This is a genomic window from Marinobacter xestospongiae (genome assembly GCF_023156385.1).
Taxonomy (GTDB): Bacteria; Pseudomonadota; Gammaproteobacteria; order Pseudomonadales; family Oleiphilaceae; genus Marinobacter; species Marinobacter xestospongiae.
Genome location: NZ_JAKZAK010000014.1, coordinates 11,680 through 29,517, shown reverse-complemented (window position 1 = coordinate 29,517; position 17,838 = coordinate 11,680). Strand labels below are relative to the sequence as shown.

Sequence of the window (17,838 nt, the reverse complement as noted above, 5' to 3'; positions counted from 1 at the left end):
TGCGCTGGTTTGATGGATTAACCGCACGGGACATCGGGAGCGCAAAAACGCCCCCCAACGACAGGTAAGGTAATGCTGGAGGATCTGTTTGCAGAGCCAGGCTCCGGGCCTGAACAGCTGCCGCTGGCGGACGGTGCGGTGGTGTTGCCGGCGTATGCCTGTGAGGTTGCCGATCAGTTGTTGGCGGCGATCGACTCGGTGGTTGCGCAGGCACCGCTACGGCGGATGGTGACCCCGGGCGGCCAGACCATGTCGGCGCAGATGAGCAACTGCGGCGCACTGGGCTGGGTCACCGATCGGGCCGGCTATCGCTACCAGGCGACGGACCCGGTTTCCGGTCGGCCCTGGCCCGCCATGCCTGTGGCGATTGCCCGATTGGCGACTCAGGCCGCTGCCCTGGCCGGGTTTGCGGATTTCTCCCCGGATGCCTGCCTGATTAACCGCTACCAGCCCGGGGCTCGAATGGGACTGCACCAGGACAAGGATGAGCAGGACCTGAGTCAGCCCATTGTCTCGGTGTCCCTGGGGTTGCCGATGGTGTTCCAGTTCGGTGGCCTGAAACGCAGCGAGCGGCCGCGTCGGGTGCCGCTGAACCATGGTGATGTGGTGGTGTGGGGCGGACCTTCCCGGTTTCGCTATCACGGGGTTTTGACGCTGAAGCCGGGCACCCATCCGGTCACCGGCGACTGCCGCTACAACCTGACCCTGCGGCGGGCGGGGCGCTGATCCCGGGCGCCGCAACCGATCCTGCCTCGTGCACTGGTTCACGTTTTGCTGGCAAAGACCTGCCGCCGACATGGACAGACCCGAAACCGGTTGGCCACTATTCAGCTAGTACGTATCTCAGACAGTACTCATTTTAGATAGTACTCATCTTAGACAGTACGCATCGAACAAGAATAAGGCGACCATTGTGCTCCTGATGACTGGTTTTGCCCTGGGCTGCCTGGCGTTGTTGTTCGCCATTGCCGTCAGGGATTATCGACGCCTGCCTGTGGGGCAGGTGTTCCTGCTGCTGATTGTCACGTCCGTGGCGTTCCTGCTGGAACCGCGGGTGGCGCCGTCCTGGCGCTGGCTGATGGCAGACCTGCAAACTGCGCTGCCGGCGCTGTTCTGGTGGCTGTGCCTGTTGATCTTCGCCCGCCGCCCGCGCTGGCGGCCATTGTGGGCGGCGGTGGCGTGCTACAGCGTGCTGGCACCGGCCCTGGCGCGACCGCTGGTGGCTACCGGGCAGGCGGAGGCCTGGGTGGTGTTTGTCGGTTTCCGGCTGGGTCAGTATTGCGAATACGCCCTGCTGGCTCATGGTCTGTTGCAGGTGGTGAGCCACTGGCGGGATGACCTCGTGGAAACCCGGCGTCGGGCCCGGCTCGGCTTCCTGCTGGTGGTCGGCAGCACTGTGTCAGTTGCCGCGGTTTGCCTCAACACCGGCTTGTACACCGACAGCCTGCGCAGTCTGCTGACGGCGCCAGCGGCGTTCATTACCCTGCTGTGTCTGGTCCAGGCCCGGGATGGCATGCTGGCCCTGGCGCAGCCACAGCCACAGCCACAGCCACAGCCACAGCCGCAGCCCGCAATACCTCCATCGGAACCACTGCCAGCAACAACCGTGGCCGCGAGCCCACAGGGCCCACTGAGCGCTCCCGGGGCCGATGAAGCCAGTGCCGATGCCGACCAGCTGGGCAAGTTGATGGCCAGCGGGTTCTATCGCACCGAACGGCTGACCCTGCGCAAGCTCGCGGACGCCAGCGGCCTGCCGGAATACCGCCTGCGCCGGGCCATCAACCAGCACCTGGGCTATCGCAATTTCAATGACTACATCAACCAGCTGCGGGTGGCGGATGCGGCCCGGCGACTGCTAGCAGAGCCTGATTTGCCGGTGCTGAACATCTCCCTGGATGTCGGCTACCGGACCCTCAGTTCGTTCAATCGCGCGTTTCGCGAGATCATGGCGACGACCCCCACCGACTACCGGCAAGCCGGCCTGACATCGCCGGCTGTGCCTTCCCCGTCAACCCGCCAGGCCTCGCTGGCCAGGATTGCCGAACACCACGTCTGACTGTGCAAAAGTGGCAATTGCGGGGATTGCAGGATTTGCACAAAGGACGATTTCCGCCCTGCCAGCTGATTGATTCAAAAGCAATTCAAGGATCTGCAAAGTCGTCGGAGGATTCTGCACGGCGGTAGTGCTCGCCAGCCGGCGGCGGGCGCCATAGGGTTTCCGTGAAGGTATCGATAGCAACAAGTCAATAACAACAATACGGAGAACCCTCGCGATGAGACAACCCAATTCCAGAACCCTGTTCCTGATGTCCACTGGTCTGTTGACCGGTGTCCTGCTGGCTGGCTGCGGTGGCAGTTCCGACAGCAACGATGGCCCGACTTTCCCGGCGGGCGCGATCATGCTGCCGGCGGAGAATCTTACCCAGGCCGCCAAGGAGGCTTTCATCAATGCCGAATCCGGGGATGTGATCGTGTTCCCGGAAGGCCGCTTCGAGCTCGCCGATACCCTGACCTTCGATGGTGACCCGGACGGCGACGGCAGTTCGCTACAGGGCATCACCATCCTCGGCTACGGCAAGGATGAAACGATTCTTGATTTCTCCGCGTCCGCTGGCGGGGATGGGCTGTTCATCCAGAATGGGGTGGATGTGACCATCAAGAACCTGGGGGTCTACGAGGCGGCGAACAACGCCATCAAGCTCAAGGACACCAACGGTATCCATATCAAATCAGTGGCAACGGTCTGGGAAGGGGAGCTGAATGAGGAGAACGGTGCCTACGGGCTGTACCCGGTGGAGTGCGAGAACATCCTGATCGAGGACTCCTACGTGCGGGGCTCCGCCGATGCCGGGGTCTATGTCGGCCAGTCCAGCCACATTGTGGTGCGCCGGAACACGGCGGTGGAGAATGTCGCCGGCATCGAGATCGAAAACTCGGTCAACGCCGATGTCTACGACAATGTCGCCACCGGCAATACCGGCGGTATCCTGGTCTTTGACCTGCCGATCGGTAACGAGCGTTACGGCTCCACGGTGCGGGTGTTCGACAACGACATCACCGCCAACAATACCACCAACTTCGCCAACTCCAGCGACTTTGCCGCGGGCGTGCATATCGTGCCGCCGGGTACCGGGGTGATTCTGCTGTCCAGCAGCGATGTCGAGGTTTACCACAACACCATTGCCGACCACGACACCACGTCGGTCACCATCACCAGCTACTTCATCGCAGACGAGCAGCTGAACTACGCCAACCCCACCTACACCGACATCATCGATGACGGCTGGGAGCCGGTACCCCGCAACGTCAGCATCCACGACAACCAGATCAGCAACTCCGGCGCCAATCCCCGGGGCGACCTGATTGAAGACATCATCCTGGGTTACCAGGCCGGCGGTGTGACGGTACCGGCGATTCTCTACGACGGCATCGGTGAGCTGCTGGCCAATGCCGGTGCGGACAGCACCACCACCGGCGCGCCGTTTGCTGCAGAAGATGCCATCTGCGCTCGCGACAACGGCGGTGTCAGCCATGGCCAGATCTACCTGACCGATCCCACCGACCCTGATGCCTTCGACACCACCGATCCCCAGAATCCGGTACCTGCGCCGCAGTTGCTGTATGAAGCTGCCCAGGCCGAGATTCTGGCCTGCGACCAGCCCCACGGTCGGCTGCCGGCGTCATCCGCCACCATCGCTGGCCAGGCCTACGGCTGTGGCAGCGTCGAGACCGGCGATCCCAGTGCCGCCTCCTGCAATCTGTAACCGCGACCAGCCTTTGACGTTAACTGTGGATCAGGACTTCGTCAGCCGTGCTGCTGGCGGAGTCCTGAGTGGGAGGTACCATGACACATCGTTTTCAGACCAGCCTGGGCCTGGGCATCCTGTTGTTGCTGACGGCCTGCGGGGGCGGCGGGGGCAGCAGCGCTGATCCCGAGCCTGGCCCCAAGGAAGCCGGCGTTTGCGGCGAGTCCGCCGGCGCCATCAACCAGGAGGCGCTACAGACCGCGGACTGCCAGTATCTGAGCAGCTACCGCCTGTTTGCCGACGCCTCTGACCCCACTACCGGCGCCAACGGTGGTGGCCTGCCTTTTGAGCTGAACACGCCGCTGTTCACCGACTACGCCAGCAAGTACCGATTTGTCTTCGTGCCCGAGGGCACGCACGCGGACTATCAGCCTCTGGAGGCTTTTGAGTTCCCGGTGGGCACAGTCATCAGCAAGACCTTCGCGCTGCCGGCGGACACCGCGTTTCGCGGGCTGGCCAATGAAACCCTGATCGAGACCCGGTTGCTGATCCATCGCCCCAATGGCTGGGTGGCGCTGCCGTACGTTTGGGACGCCGAGGGCGGCGATGCCACCCTGCAGGTTGCCGGGGCGTCGGTGCCTTCGACACTGGTGCACAATGGCCAGCAGATGAGTTTCGACTATCAGGTACCGGACAAGAACCAGTGCAAACAGTGCCACCAATTCAGTGCCGGTGACACCAGTCGCATCACCCCCATCGGCCCCAAGGCGCGCAACCTCAATGGACCGCTGGATTACGGCGATGGAGAGGTCAACCAGTTGACTTATTGGCAGCAACAGGGCGTGCTCTCCGGGCTACCGACAGACCTGGCGACTGTGGCGGCGGTGCCGACCTATCGGGACGGCGATGAACAGGGCCTGGCGCAGCAATCCGACCAGCAGCTGGAGGCGCTCGCCAAGGGCTACCTGGACATCAACTGTGCCCACTGCCATCGCCCGGAAGGTGGCGCCAGCAACACCGGCCTGCATCTGGAATACTGGCGCAGCCTGGCGGCGGAGCCCAGCAAGCATGGGTTATGCAAACGCCCCGTAGCCTACGGTGGTGGCAGCCGGAGTTGGGATGTGGTGCCCGGGGACGCGGAGCAATCCATTCTCCACGCCCGCATGGTGTCCACCGAGCCCGGGGACCGCATGCCGGAGATTGGCCGCGCCCTCAGCCACGGTGAAGGTGTTGCCCTGGTGGCCGCCTGGATCAACCGGATGACTGGCGATTGCCAGCCCTGAGCCGGTGGGGTACGGCGCGATCCTTCACCCCAGCCAGATGGCGGCCAGACCGGCGACCATGGACAGCAGCATCGGCACCGCCACCCGCAGCCCCAGGGCACGGGTGCCGATGCCGCCAGCCAGGCCGGTCTTGACCAGGTTGTTGACGGCGGATGCGATGATGATGCCCAGGACTGCGGTTTCCAGGGTGATGGACCCCTGGGACATACGGGTCAGGGACAGAGTGATGGCGTCCACGTCCGCCACCGCCGAGGTGGCGGCCAGGAAATAGATCCCGGTATTGCCAAACCAGCCCTTGAGGGCTTCCCCCACCAGCAGGATCAGCGTCAGCAATACACCAAAGGCCAGTGCGGTCTTCAGGTCCAGCGGGTTCTGGCTGAGACGGGGCTGTTCCACCGCCAGCGAGCCACGGTTCATGTGCCAGATTACCAGCGCTGGCAGGTAGAGCGACAGGGTCATGGCGATCACCGGTGTCACCAGTGCCGGCAACAGTTCCCGGTTGATCAGCAGGCAGTAGATCAGGATGCGGGGAAACATGGTGCCACAGGCAATCAGAATGCCGGAGGCGAACTGCGGGCTCAGCTCCGGGGCCTGGCGGGACTGGCGGGCAAAATGCAGGGTCAGGGCCGTGGAGGAGCTCAGGCCGGCGAATAGGCTGGTGAACAGGATGCCCTTGGCCGCGCCCGCCATGCGGATGGCGAAATAGCCGACGAACGATACCGAGGCGATCAGCACCACCATCCACCAGATCTCGTAGGGATTCAGCAGATCGCCCGGTCCCATCGGCTGGTTGGGCAGCAGCGGCAGCATCACCACGGTGATCAGCAGCAGCTTGAGTCCGGCGTCCAGCTCCCGTGCCCGCAGTTTGCGGATCAGCGCGTGGATCTCGGTCTTGTTGTCGAGCAGGATCGCCGTGGCCACCGCTGCTGTTGCCGCCGGCACCGGATCAATGGCGACCGCCACCGAGCCGAAGCAGAATGTCAGTATCAGGCCGACGATGCCGGTGATGCTGAAGTTGCGGGTTTCTTCCAGGCGTCGACGGTAAGGCACCAGGGTGACCGCCACCATACTCAACAGGATGGCCGGCCAGGCCCACACCGTCAGTTCCTTTGCCAGCAACGCCGCGATACCACCCAGCAGGCCAATCAGGGCATAGGTACGGATGCCTGCAATGCGCTCGCCGGACTTGCGGTCCCGCGCCTTCCAGCCGCGCTGGAGACCGATCAGGGCGCCCAGCAGCAGGGCGATGGTGAGATCGACGGTGGTCTGGTTGTTGCTCAGAAACTGCTGGGTTACATCGTCCATGGTTGGTCCTGTTGCGCCTGGGACGGGGCCTGGCGCCCCAAACACTGCTGGAGTTGTCAGGTATTTTTACGCCCAGAGGCGCCCTGTCGGGATGCTTTACATGTCGTGCCGGAAGCGATTCAGAAAGGTCACGATAATATGATGAAAGTTAGGGTATTTTGGGAGATCGGTAAAGGGATTGCTTAGCTCGAAGCGAACCCACACACGCAGAGGTCGTGGTCATGAAGAAGTCCCAAGCTCTTACCGGAATGGCAGCCGCCATTGCATTGATGTCCTTTTCTGGCGCTGCCAGCGCCCTGTCCATCTCGGACACATCCAGTTTTGGGTTCGGAAGCCTGGAATTTTATGACAAGGAAGGTATCAATAACGATCCGATGGAGGTTCGGACTCGCAATCAGGGTCTGGCCCTGAATGGTTTCGACAGCTCCATGGGCATGCTGACCGGGGTTTCGATCGAGTTCGAAAGCGACTGGTCGTTAAAGTCCAAGGTCGCGGCCCAGGACAACCACAATTCCTGGTTGTCCCACGACTACACCAATGGCTATGCCAAGGCTGAGAGCTACTTCTACATCGATATGATCAACCCCAATGCGCCGGTATCCGCGTCAATGACGCAGGAATCCGCGTCCTGCAGTGGTAAGGGGTGGTGGGGCGCCAGCTGCTCAGACAGCAACCAGAAGACCGGCTCCTTCGATGGCCTGCTGGATCTGTCCAGCCTGTCGTTGGCCGACTTCCTGGATACCGTGCTGACCTTCGACATCAAGAACGTATTGAAGGCCGAAGCTGATACCTCGGATCACGATACCTGGGTGTATGCCTACAACAAGAAAAACTGGTGGCAGGGTTCGGTAACCGTCACCTACGACTATGAAGAATACGCCGTCGCCGAGCCTTCCGCTGTTGCCCTGCTTGGGCTGGGACTGTTCGGTCTGGGTGCGCTCCGTCGTCGCCGCCAGGCCATTGCTGCCTGAAGCGTGAGCATCGATTGGCCCCGGAGCAACTCTCCGGAGCCAATCGGCACCTGGTTCAGATGTTCCGCGAGCTGGGCGCCTGAACATCCAGCACCATGGTTGTGGCACCGGAGAAGCCGATCAGCCACGCCAGATACGGGAAACGCTCGTTTCTCGTGGCCACAAACCCTTTCGACTCGTACAGCTTCCTCGCCCTGGGGTTGCTGTCGATGACATCCAGCCGCACCGAACGGAAGCTGTTGTCAGCGGCATAGCCAATGATCCGATCCAGTAAACCGGAGCCGATACCCTGGCCTCTGACGCTGCGGTCGACGGCAATCCCGTCCATGACCAGCTCACCCGGCTCCGGCTGACGCTCGAACAACGCGAAGACGCAGCAGGCCCACAGCCCCCGTATCACGCCCAGTGTGTCAATCAACTGGCTGGCGCCCAGTCCGCCCGTCAGTGAACCGGCCGACTCCTGAAACCCCGCCAGCCCAACAATCCGGTCGCCCTGGAGCGCGACGAAGGAAAAGTCCGGCTCAAAGCTCCTGGCAAGCAGCACCAGGCGCTTCGCTTTGTCGGGAATCGCGCGCTCAAACTTGGCGCCAAAGGCCTCGTCATAAAGACCGGCGACAAGGTCAGCCTGCTCCGGCGACCAGCCCTGCTGAATGTGAATGTCCACGGCTTGGTTCGCTCCTTCTCCGTTTGGCGAAGGTCTCAGTATAGCGAGCCGGGTCTTAAGGGCGTGTTTAGCTGAGCTGTTCAGGGGGCGTGATGTGATGCGGATTTACCGGCGACAGAAGAACAGGCCCCCGATAGCCACGGCATCCATCCACTCGATGACCGCTTCATACAAGTCTTTGCTGTTCTTGTGTGCGCATAAGCCCGCGCATAAACTGAAGCGGTCTTTCAAGTCGCTGACCGGAGGCTCCGATGGATGAGCGGTGCAACGCAGCCGCTCCCAAGAAAGCGGCGAACCTCTCCATTAACAGTGATCTTCTGCAAAAAGCCCAGGCCCTCAACTTTAACCTTTCTGCGACCCTGGAACGGGCAAGTTGTCGGAGGATTCGCGATGGACATTATGCCGATTAAGACCGATGCCGACTATCGTGCGGCATTAAAAGCCGTTGAGAGCCTGATGATGGCCGCGCCCGATACGCCAGAAGGTGAAATGCTGGACGTCATGGTGACCCTGATTGAGGCGTATGAGGCCAAGCATTTCCCGATGGATTTGCCTGACCCGGTTGAGGCCATCAAGTTTGAAATGGAGCGCAAGGGCCTGACCGTCAAAGATCTGGAACCGATGATCGGCAAAAGCAACCGTGTGTACGAGATATTGAATCACAAGCGCTCGCTAACCTTGAAAATGATCTGGAAGCTGCACGAGGGCTTGGGCATTCCGGCCGAGTCGTTAATCAAGCCGCCACAAGCTCATGTCTGATTAATCTCAAAGAGGTGATCCAGAGTTAATCAGAGGCTCCCAAGATTCAAACCTCATTCCCCGCCGCCACCCCGGACGCCCAGGCCCACTGGAAGTTATGCCCGCCGAGATGACCGGTCACATCCACCACTTCGCCGATGAAATAGAGGTTGGGGTGGTCGTTTGCGGCCATGGTCTTGGAAGAAAGCTGGCGGGTGTCGACACCGCCGAGAGTGACTTCGGCGGTGCGGTAGCCTTCGGTGCCGGCGGGTTTGATGGGCCAGCGCTGGAGGGTGTTGGCGACGTCTTCCAGGTCGCTGTTCTTGTAGGCCTGTAACGGTCCCTGCCAGTGATTCAGGTCGTTGAAGGCCTGGGCAAAGCGTTTGGGCAGGTGTTGGTTAAGGTATTTGGCCAGGGTGCTCTGGGGCTGCTGTTTGCGCAGGCCAAGCAGTGTTTGCTGGACGGCTTCGCCGGGCAGCAGGTCGATGGCCAGGGCGTCGCCTGGTTGCCAGAAGCTGGAGATCTGCAGCATCGCCGGCCCGCTCAGGCCGCGGTGGGTGACCAGCATGGGCTCGCGGAAGCTCATGCCATTGCAGCTGACTTCCACCGGGCAGCTGACGCCGGACAGCGGGGCCAGCTGTTCTTTGAGGTCTGGCTGCAGGGTGAAGGGCACCAGCCCGGCGCGGGTGGGCAGCACCTCCAGGCCGAACTGACGGGCGATGTCGTAGCCGAAGCCGCTGGCGCCGAGGGTGGGAATCGACAGCCCGCCGCAGGCCACCACCAGGTAGTCGCAGCGAAAGGCGCCGGCGCTGGTGGTGAGCTGGTAGCCGTCGGCCACCGCTTCGATGCTCTGGATCGCCGTGTTCAGCCGGATGTCGGCGCCGGCCCAGTCACATTCCGTCAACAGCAGGTTGACGATGTCCTTGCTGCTGTCCTGGCAGAACAGTTGACCGGCGGCCTTCTCCACATGCTCGACGCCGTGACGCTCCACCAGCTCCAGAAAGTGCTGCGGGGTATAGCGCTTGAGCGCGGAGATGCAGTAGTGGGGATTGTCTGACAGGAAGTTGGCCGGGGTACTGTTGAGGTTGGTGAAGTTGCAGCGCCCACCACCGGACATCAGGATCTTCTTGCCCGCCTTGTTGGCGTGGTCCAGCACCAGTACCCGTCGGCCCCGGTATCCGGCCGTGGCGGCGCACATCAAACCTGCGGCGCCAGCGCCTATAATGATTACATCGACGTGACGGTTCCGGGGTAGGGATGTGGGTACGCTCATAACAGCCTTGCCGAGTCAATTGGCACGGAAGTATAACGACCCATGGCCGGTTTTACATGGTTCGGAAACTCCGGATTGGTTAGAATGTGGCCGGCTTAGTTGGCCCTCCAACCTGTTCAAGGTGAAACGTGTTTCGAATTCTATTGACCGCCCTGCTGCTGTGGCTGCCTCTCAGCGCCTGGGCATTTTCGGTCACCTTCATTAATCCTGGTACCCGCCTGGAGCCCTATTGGAACGACGCCGCCAACGGTATGCGTGCGGCTGCCCGGAGTCTGGGGGTCGAGCTTGAGGTGGTGTACGCCGGCCGTGATCCGCTGCGACAGATTGAATTGACCCGGGAAGTGGCGGGCCGTCCCGAAGAACGGCGTCCGGATTATCTGCTGCTATCGGTGGAGAAAGGCTCGTTCGCCGAGCAGATGCGGATTGCCGAGTCGGCCGGTGTGCCGGTGTTCCTGGCCTACAACGGCCTGCGCCCGGAAGAACGGGCCCGCCATGGCGCCCCCCGGGAGCATTTCAGGGAGCTGCTGGGATCGCTGATTCCGGTGGCGGAAACCGCCGGCCGGCTGACCGCCGAAGCGTTGCTGGAGGAAGCCCGGCGCCGGGGCCTCTACGGCAAGGATGGCAAGATCCACATGCTGGCGATTTCCGGTGATCGCTCCACCGACAGTTCCATTCGCCGCAACCGGGCAATGCAGGCGGTGGTGGCGGCCAATTCCGACCTGGTGCTGGACCAGATCGTCCACGCCGACTGGCGCCGGGATCTGGGCAAACTCAAGGCCTCCCTGCTGTTCGAGCGCTACCCGCAGGCCACACTGCTGTGGGCCGGCAATGACCTGATCGCCTTTGGCGCGATGGAAGCGCTGCGGGAGCAGGGCCGGACTCCGGGCGTGGATGTGCTGTTCTCAGCCATCAATACTTCGGACGAGGCCATGCACCGGCGTATCCGGGGTGAGCTGACAGCCTTGGCCGGTGGTCACTTCATGGCGGGAGGCTGGTCGCTGGTGTTGCTATACGATTACCACCACGGTGTGGATTTTGCCGACACCGAGGGGGTGGAAATGCAACGGCCGATGTTCACGCTGTTCACCCCGGAGCTGGCCCGGCGTTATCTGGACCGTTTTGGCGAGCCGGTGCCGGACATCGACTTCACCCGTTACAGTCGCCACCTGAACCCGCAGCGGGATGGTTATTCTTTCGACTTCAAAGAGCTGCTTGAACCATGAGCCTGTTGCCTGCAGTGCGGCCGTTCCGCTCCATCACCCGGGACATCCTGCGTCGGGTGAGTACCATTGCGGCGATCTCCGTCCTGCTGGTGGCGGCAACCCAGACCTGGCTGCAGTATCGCACCGAGGTGGCGAGGGTGCATCAGCTGGTGACCACGGTGACCAACAGCCATGTGCCGCTGCTGACCGTGGCGATCTGGGATATTGAGCCGAAGGTGCTGGCGCGGCAGATTGATATGATTGCCTGCCATCCGGAGATCCGTACCGTGGAACTGTCCACCCTGACCGGGCAAACCGTGTCGGCCGGCGAGGACGTGGTGGCGATGGTGCCGGATCTGGTGGTGCCGATTCCCCACCCCCGGACCGAGGGCGCGACCCTGGGGGAGCTGGCCCTGAGCTACGACCGTCAGCAATTGCAGCACAACATCCTGATGTCTGTGGTGGTGGCGACCGCCAAGTTTGTGGCCTTCATCCTGGTGGTGTGCGCGGTGGTCTATCGGGTCATGGTGTTCCGGCTGAACCGGCCGTTGCGGCAGATTGCCGAATACAGCCAGCAGCTGTCGCCGGATCGGGACAACCCGCCGTTGGTGATCCGGCGGCCGGAACGGCAGTGGCGGGACGAAATCGATCTGGTGCTGGAGGGCTTCGAGACGCTGCGGGAGGCCATTGCCCGCTACAGTTCGGAGCGTGACAAGGTGACGGCGGAACTGGCCCGGGAACGGGACCAGCTGGAACAGCGGGTCGAGGAGCGCACCCGGGAGCTGGAAGACAATCGCCGGGAGCTGTTCCTGCTGTCCCGCACCGACCACCTCACTGGCCTGGCCAACCGGCGCTACTTCGATGAGGCCAAGGGCATCGAGGAGCGACGGGCCCGTCGCAGCGGCCTGCCGATTTCGCTGATCATGATCGACGTGGATTACTTCAAGGCCTACAACGACCGCTATGGCCATGCCCACGGTGATGAGTGCCTGGTTCAGCTGGCGGCCATCATGAAGGATTATTGTCGCCGTGCCGGCGACCTGGCTGTCCGGCTGGGCGGTGAGGAATTTGCCATGCTGTTGCCGGGGCAGGACGCCGCCAGCGCCCGGGAGCTGGCCGAGCGGCTGCGGCAGTCGTTGCTGGATGCCCAGTTGCCCCACGAGGGTTCCCCCCTGGGCCAGGTGTCTGTCAGCATCGGCTGCGCCACCTGGCAGCCCGGGGTGTCACTGCCAGCCGGGGGAGAGCTGTTTGACCGGCTGCTGAGCCTGGCGGACAAACGCCTCTACCAGGCCAAACACAGCGGCCGCAACCAGGTTGTGGCCGCCGATGCCGAGGTTCAGGAAAGCGCTTCTCAGCCCGGTAGCTGAACCTGGCCTTCCATGTAGAAGGCTGCCTGACCGGACACTTCCACCCGATCGCCCTTCAGTTCACATTCCAGCACCCCGCCGCGGGCTGACAATTGATGGGCCGTCAGTTTCTCCCGGCCCAGCTGTTCGGCCCAGTATGGGGTCAGCGCACAGTGGATGGAGCCGGTGACCGGGTCCTCATCAATACCCACGGCGGGCACAAAGTAGCGGCTGACAAAGTCGCTGTTGCTGCCCCGGGCGGTGACGATCACCCCCTGGCGGTCCAGTTGCTTGAGCAGACGCATGTCCGGCTGGGCGTTCAGTACCGCTTCCTCGCTGTCCAGGATCACCATCTGGTTGCGGTCGTTGGACACGAAGTAGGTGATGTCGCCGGCTTCCGGCAGTGCCTGTTTGAGCAGCGCTGGCGTAGGGCCGGCGTCGTAGCCCAGGCGCGGGAAGTCGAGGGTCAGCCAGCCATCGTCCTTGCGGGCGACGTGGAGCGGGCCGCTCAGGGAGCGAAAGCTGACCCGTTCGCCATCAAACCCCAGCCGGTTGAACAGCACCCAGGCGGTCGCCAGGGTGGCGTGGCCGCACAGCGCGACCTCGGCGCCGGGGGTAAACCAGCGGATGTGGTAGTCCAGTTCACTGTCGGCCGGCTCGGGCACGATGAAAGCGGTTTCCGACAGGTTGTTCTCCAGCGCCAGTTGCTGCAGTTGCTGATCCGGCAGCCAGCGTTCGAGGGGCATCACGGCGGCGGGGTTGCCGCCGAACACGCGATTGGTAAAGGCATCAACCTGATAGATAGGAAGTGTGGTCATGTGGGTTCCTTGTCGTGCTCTGGTGCTGGTGAATCGTGTGGTGTTTTTCGGGCGTAGCGCTGAGCCGGGCCCTGGGTAAACCGGCACAGTTCGGCAGAACCGTACAGGTGGATGGCGGTTGACTGCCCGGCCGGGCTGACGAGCCAGTGTCCGGGCGAGGATTGCCGTACCTGGAACCCCAGTTTATGGAGCTTCGCCAGGCCGCTGTCAACGCTGTGGTGTTGTCCGGCCTGGGCTGTGATCGCCGGGGCTGTGCGGTACAGGCCCAACAGATCCTGGCGGCTGGCAGCGCCAGCGATGGCAGCGGTCGGCAGTGCCGGTGGTGGGTAGGAGGTCATGATTTTGGTCCTCATCCGGGGATGGATAACCATTGTGACGCTCGGCCACGGGCCGACACAGAGTCAGTCGCCTGGTAAATGAACCGGTACAGATTGCGATATGGTGCTACTGTACCGGTATAGATGGCCGGCAACTGTACTGCTGGCTCCATGTTGTCGTCTGGCAGGATAGGACCATGGGATCTTTATACAATCGTGTTGCCGACCAGCTTCAGGGCCTGATTCAGGATGGCGTCTACCGGGACGGGGATCGACTGCCCGGCGTGCGGGTGCTCAGCCGTCAGTTCGGGGTGAGTATTTCCACCATCCTGCAGGCTCACCAGACTCTGGAAGGCCGTGGCTTCCTGGAACCCCGCGAGCGTAGCGGTTACTTCGTGCGGCGACCGCAGCGGCCGCTGGCGGAGCTGACCATGAGCCAGGGCCGCGCCCGCCCGGTGCCGGCAACCGCCCGGGACATGGCGCTGGATCTGTGTTCTGATGCCCACAAGTCGTTGATACCGCTGGCACGGGCGGTTCCCCACCCCGATTTTCTGCCGGTACGGCAGATTCAGCAGGCTACCCTGTGGGCCGCCCGCCACGGCCTGGAAGCGCTGGACTATGCCTACCCCGGCAAGACCGTGTACCGGCGCCAGATTGCCCAGCGGATGACCGCTCTGGGCTGTCTGGTGGCGCCGGACGACATCATTGCCACCAACGGCGCTCAGGAAGCCATCATCTTCGCCCTGCGGGCGGTTACCGAGCCCGGTGACATCGTGGCGGTGGAGTCGCCGTCCTACCCCGGCATCCTCCAGGCGCTGGAAGTGGTCGGGCTGCAGGTGCTGGAGATTCCCTGTCACCCCACCGATGGCATGAGTCTGGAAGGACTGCAACTGGCGCTGGAACAGTGGCCGGTGAAGGCCTGCCTGACGGTCACCAACCACAGCAACCCCATGGGCGCGCGGATGAGCGATCAGCGTAAGCAGGCGCTGGTGACGATGCTCGCCGATGCCGGCGTGCCGCTGATTGAGGATGACATCTACGGAGACCTGCAGTTCGAAGGCGAGCGGCCACGTCCGGCCAAGGCCTTTGACCGCACCGGGCAGGTGATCTACTGCAGCTCCTTCTCCAAGACCATTTCCCCGGGCCTGCGGCTGGGCTGGATGATTCCCGGCCGCTTCCTGCCCCAGGCCCGTCAGCAGAAGTATTTCAGTAATCTGGCGACGGCCACGATTCCCCAGTTGGCGGTGGCCCGCATGCTGGAGCAGGGCAGTTACGATCGCTACCTGAGGACGGTGCGGCCGCGCTACAAGGAAGCGCTGGTGCGGATGCGGGCGGCAGTAGCGGAGGCGTTCCCGGAGGGGACGGCGGTGAGTGATCCCCAGGGCGGCTTTGTGCTGTGGGTACAGATGCCGGCGGGGGTGTCGGCAACCCAGCTGTATCACCAGGCCTGGGATGAAGGCATCAACATTGCCCCGGGGCCGATGTTCTCCACCAGTGACAAATACGAGAACTGCCTGCGCCTGAACGGTGCCAATCCCTGGAGTGACACTGTGGCCGGCGCGATCCGGCGCCTCGGGGAGCGAGCGACACAGTTGGCCCGGGAGGCGCTGTGATAACAGTCCTCGCCGGTCAGGCTGACGACGGTGGTCGCAGCGCCAGCGGGTCCAGCAGGCCGGCGGCAATTGCCAGGCCGGTCACATCGGGGAGCCGTTCGGCGCCCAGCCGCTTCATCACCCGGGCGCGGTAGAGATCGATGGTCTTGACGCTGACGTCCAGCTGCTCGGCGATTTCCCGGCTGGTGTAGCCCTGGGCCAGGGGCAGGAACACATCCCGTTCCCTCGGTGTCAGACTGGCCAGACGGGCCTCGGTGTCAGCCTGGACGGCACCGCTGGTGCGTTGCAGGGCGACCGGTTCCCGCTGCTGCTCCAGGGCCTGCTGCACGCTGTCGAGCAGCAACTGTTCGTTGAACGGCTTCTCGATGAAGTCGAACGCGCCGGACTTGAAGGCGCGAACCACAATCGGCACATCGGCGTGGCCGGAGACGAAGATCACCGGCAGCGTCAGCCCCCGCTTGTCCATTTCTTCCTGCACATTGAGGCCGCCCAGGCCCGGCATCCGCACATCGAGAATCACGCAACCACCGGCAGCCGGGTCGACGGTATTGAGGAACTGGCGACCATCGGCGTAGCCGCGCACCCGCAGGCCCACGGATTCCAGCAGCCACTGGGTGGATTCCAGCATGCCGGCGTCGTCGTCCACCACATGCACCAGGGCGGTTTCCGGGGTGGTCATAGCGTGTGCTCCTTCAAGGTTCAGTCCTCAGTCGTCGGTATCCGTGGCGCTGGCCAATCGTACTGGAAAGCGGCAGTAGAGTCTCAGGCCGCCGCCGTCGTCGGGGCTGGCTTCCAGGTAACCGCCAAAGCCCTCGACGATGGAACGGCTCATGGACAGCCCCAGGCCCAGGCCGTCCTGCTTGCGGGTGTAGAACGGCGCAAACATCTGGCTGAGGCCTTCCTCGTCCAGCCCCGGCCCCTGATCGATCACCTCGATCAGGGTCTCGGTCTGGCCCTCGCCGGTTGCACGGTGACGGGTGATCAGGGTGATCCGGGAAGGCTGGCCGGCGTGGCGCTCGCGGTTGGCGTCGATGGCGTTGCGGATCAGGTTGATCAGCACCTGCTCCAGCAGCACCGGATCGGCGGTCAGGCTGGGGCGGTCCGGCGCCAGTTGGCACTGGATCGCCACCTGGTGCTTGTCGGCTTCCCACTGGCACAGGCGAACCGAGGTGGTGACCACGTCGTTGACGTCGATCGCCGCCGTACGCTTCTGGCCCTTGCGCAGGAACGCCCGCAGGCGCTTGATCACTTCCGAGGCGTGGTTGGCGTGCTGGGTGATCCGTTTCAGGCCATCCTGCACCCGGGCCAGGGCGCCTGGGTTGTCGTCGGCCTGCTGGAGGTAGCGCTGGCTGGCGTTGGCGTAATTGACGATGGTGGCGAGGGGCTGGTTCATCTCATGGGCGATGCCGGAGGCCAGCTCCCCCAGGGTGGCCAGGCGGGCGGTGTGGGCGAGTTCTTCCTGGTGGCGTCGCTGTTCCTGCTCGCGCAGTTCCCGTTCGGTCATGTCCCGTGCCACCAGCGAGTAATAGGGCTGGCCGCTGGCGGCAGGGTGGGAGAGCAGCACCAGTGACACCGGCAGGGTGTCGCCGCCACCGTGGATGTGCAGCCGGGCCTCGGTTTCCCAGACGCCACTTTCGTTGGCCCGGGGCAGGCCCTCAGTGACCATCCGCTGCAGTTCGCTGGCATCGAAGAACGCGCTCAGCGGCGGCAGGCTTTGGCCCTCCACCGCCAGTGCCGAGCGGGCGGCGGGATTCATGTAGCTGATGTCGCCGCTGCGGCTGACGAAAAGCACCAGGTCGGTATTGGCCTCAACTACCTGCGCCAGGCGTCGGTTGTTCTCTTCCGAATTGACCCGGGCGGTGATGTCGCGGGACACACTGACCACCTCGATCACCGCGCCGGTGTAGGTCTCGCGGATGGCGCGGCTGGCGGTCTCGAACCAGCGCAGTTCGCCATCGCGCCGTCGCATCTGCACGGTCAGGGTGGCGTAGCCGGTGTCCCGCAGGCGTACCCGGGCCTCTTCCAGGTGTTGGTCAAGGGAGTCGGCCAGTACCACCTGATCCAGCCTTTGACCGCGCAGCTCCTCCGGCCAGTAGCCCAGCAGTCGCCAGGAGGCAGGCGAGGCGTCTATGAAGCTGCCGTCCGGTGCGTGGCGGGAGATCAGGTCGGTGGTGTTCTCGGTAATCAGCCGGTACAGCCGGCTGGCGCGGGTGGCCTCGTCCAGCGCCGCCAGGGTGGCGCTGCCGTCGCGACCGCGGATCATCACCTGCTGGTGGGCCTGGTCCGGCACCAGCAGCCACAGGTAGGTGTGGTCGCCGAGGCGGCTTTCGACGTCCTCAATGGCGCGATCCTGTTGCAGGCAGGCCCGCACCAGCGCGGCCAGGTTTACCGGTAACAGCGTGTCGGGGCGACCACCACCGGATGCGTGGTCATGTTGGCGTAACCAGCGCTGGGTGGTGTCGTTGAAGGCGAGCACCTGTGCGCGGTGATCAACGACCAGGCAGGCCTCGGGGTCCCGGGGCAGTGAGTCGGGAATCTGGGGGATTTCTGTCATGCTGACAA

The 17,838-nt window shown here is 63.4% G+C and carries 17 protein-coding genes; 10 read left to right on the top strand and 7 right to left on the bottom strand.

From position 1 onward, the window contains the following. The first annotated feature begins 72 nt into the window (after positions 1 to 72). The 4 genes from alkB (at position 73) to MLD24_RS11185 (ending at position 5,029) form a co-directional block, all read left to right on the top strand. Complete coding sequence (gene alkB, locus MLD24_RS11200; protein ID WP_248166683.1) at positions 73 to 726, top strand: DNA oxidative demethylase AlkB; 654 nt, start codon at positions 73 to 75, stop codon at positions 724 to 726. 196 nt (positions 727 to 922) lie between these two features. Continuing rightward, positions 923 to 2,056, top strand: coding sequence for a helix-turn-helix transcriptional regulator (locus tag MLD24_RS11195; RefSeq protein ID WP_248166769.1), 1,134 nt, complete (start codon positions 923 to 925; stop codon positions 2,054 to 2,056). Positions 2,057 to 2,273: 217 nt separating this feature from the next. Next, positions 2,274 to 3,764, top strand: a complete 1,491-nt coding sequence (locus tag MLD24_RS11190; protein ID WP_248166682.1) for a parallel beta-helix domain-containing protein — start codon at positions 2,274 to 2,276, stop codon at positions 3,762 to 3,764. Between the two features lie 80 nt (positions 3,765 to 3,844). Beyond that, positions 3,845 to 5,029: an SO2930 family diheme c-type cytochrome gene (locus tag MLD24_RS11185; protein WP_248166681.1), complete on the top strand. Its 1,185-nt coding sequence runs from the start codon at positions 3,845 to 3,847 to the stop codon at positions 5,027 to 5,029. 24 nt (positions 5,030 to 5,053) lie between these two features. Here MLD24_RS11185 and MLD24_RS11180 read toward each other — a convergent pair whose 3' ends face one another. Continuing rightward, complete coding sequence (locus tag MLD24_RS11180; RefSeq protein WP_248166680.1) at positions 5,054 to 6,334, bottom strand: MgtC/SapB family protein; 1,281 nt, start codon at positions 6,332 to 6,334, stop codon at positions 5,054 to 5,056. Positions 6,335 to 6,555: 221 nt separating this feature from the next. On the opposite strand from MLD24_RS11180, the gene MLD24_RS11175 reads away from it, so the two are divergent. After that, a complete protein-coding gene (locus MLD24_RS11175) occupies positions 6,556 to 7,305 on the top strand; it encodes a choice-of-anchor E domain-containing protein (RefSeq protein ID WP_248166679.1) in 750 nt (249 codons plus the stop codon). Between the two features lie 55 nt (positions 7,306 to 7,360). Here MLD24_RS11175 and MLD24_RS11170 read toward each other — a convergent pair whose 3' ends face one another. Further along, entirely contained in the window at positions 7,361 to 7,969 is a 609-nt protein-coding gene (locus MLD24_RS11170) for a GNAT family N-acetyltransferase (RefSeq protein ID WP_248166678.1), read from the bottom strand. 251 nt (positions 7,970 to 8,220) lie between these two features. Here MLD24_RS11170 and MLD24_RS11165 point away from each other — a divergent pair, with 251 nt between their 5' ends. Together MLD24_RS11165 and MLD24_RS11160 are read left to right on the top strand one after the other, a co-directional pair. Continuing rightward, the gene (locus tag MLD24_RS11165) at positions 8,221 to 8,379 is read left to right on the top strand and encodes a type II toxin-antitoxin system CcdA family antitoxin (protein WP_425562307.1); all 159 of its coding nucleotides are present in this window, start codon (positions 8,221 to 8,223) and stop codon (positions 8,377 to 8,379) included. Then, positions 8,360 to 8,728 carry a helix-turn-helix domain-containing protein gene (locus tag MLD24_RS11160; protein WP_248166677.1) on the top strand — a complete coding sequence of 123 codons (369 nt, stop codon included), beginning with the start codon at positions 8,360 to 8,362 and terminating at the stop codon, positions 8,726 to 8,728. Before MLD24_RS11165 ends, MLD24_RS11160 begins: the two co-directional genes overlap by 20 nt. Positions 8,729 to 8,774: 46 nt before the next feature. Here the strand turns inward: MLD24_RS11160 and MLD24_RS11155 are convergent, their stop codons facing one another. Next, a complete protein-coding gene (locus MLD24_RS11155; protein WP_248166676.1) occupies positions 8,775 to 9,980 on the bottom strand; it encodes a BaiN/RdsA family NAD(P)/FAD-dependent oxidoreductase in 1,206 nt (401 codons plus the stop codon). Between the two features lie 128 nt (positions 9,981 to 10,108). Between MLD24_RS11155 and MLD24_RS11150 the strand changes: the two genes are divergently transcribed. Together MLD24_RS11150 and MLD24_RS11145 are read left to right on the top strand one after the other, a co-directional pair. Then, positions 10,109 to 11,203, top strand: coding sequence for an ABC transporter substrate-binding protein (locus MLD24_RS11150; RefSeq protein ID WP_248166675.1), 1,095 nt, complete (start codon positions 10,109 to 10,111; stop codon positions 11,201 to 11,203). Then, on the top strand, positions 11,200 to 12,549 hold the full coding sequence (locus MLD24_RS11145; RefSeq protein ID WP_248166674.1) for a GGDEF domain-containing protein: 1,350 nt from the start codon (positions 11,200 to 11,202) through the stop codon (positions 12,547 to 12,549). The genes MLD24_RS11150 and MLD24_RS11145 overlap by 4 nt, the downstream gene beginning before the upstream one ends. Here MLD24_RS11145 and MLD24_RS11140 read toward each other — a convergent pair. Then, complete coding sequence (locus MLD24_RS11140) at positions 12,534 to 13,346, bottom strand: PhzF family phenazine biosynthesis protein (RefSeq protein ID WP_248166673.1); 813 nt, start codon at positions 13,344 to 13,346, stop codon at positions 12,534 to 12,536. The genes MLD24_RS11145 and MLD24_RS11140 overlap by 16 nt on opposite strands. Further along, entirely contained in the window at positions 13,343 to 13,684 is a 342-nt protein-coding gene (locus tag MLD24_RS11135) for a hypothetical protein (protein ID WP_248166672.1), read from the bottom strand. Before MLD24_RS11135 ends, MLD24_RS11140 begins: the two co-directional genes overlap by 4 nt. 176 nt (positions 13,685 to 13,860) lie before the next feature. On the opposite strand from MLD24_RS11135, the gene MLD24_RS11130 reads away from it, so the two are divergent. After that, positions 13,861 to 15,276, top strand: a complete 1,416-nt coding sequence (locus tag MLD24_RS11130) for an aminotransferase-like domain-containing protein (protein WP_248166671.1) — start codon at positions 13,861 to 13,863, stop codon at positions 15,274 to 15,276. 16 nt (positions 15,277 to 15,292) lie between these two features. On the opposite strand, the gene MLD24_RS11125 is transcribed toward MLD24_RS11130, so the two are convergent. Beyond that, complete coding sequence (locus tag MLD24_RS11125) at positions 15,293 to 15,955, bottom strand: response regulator transcription factor (RefSeq protein ID WP_248166670.1); 663 nt, start codon at positions 15,953 to 15,955, stop codon at positions 15,293 to 15,295. A 27-nt stretch (positions 15,956 to 15,982) separates the two neighbouring features. Continuing rightward, positions 15,983 to 17,830, bottom strand: coding sequence for a PAS domain-containing sensor histidine kinase (locus tag MLD24_RS11120; RefSeq protein ID WP_248166669.1), 1,848 nt, complete (start codon positions 17,828 to 17,830; stop codon positions 15,983 to 15,985). Positions 17,831 to 17,838: the final 8 nt, after the last annotated feature.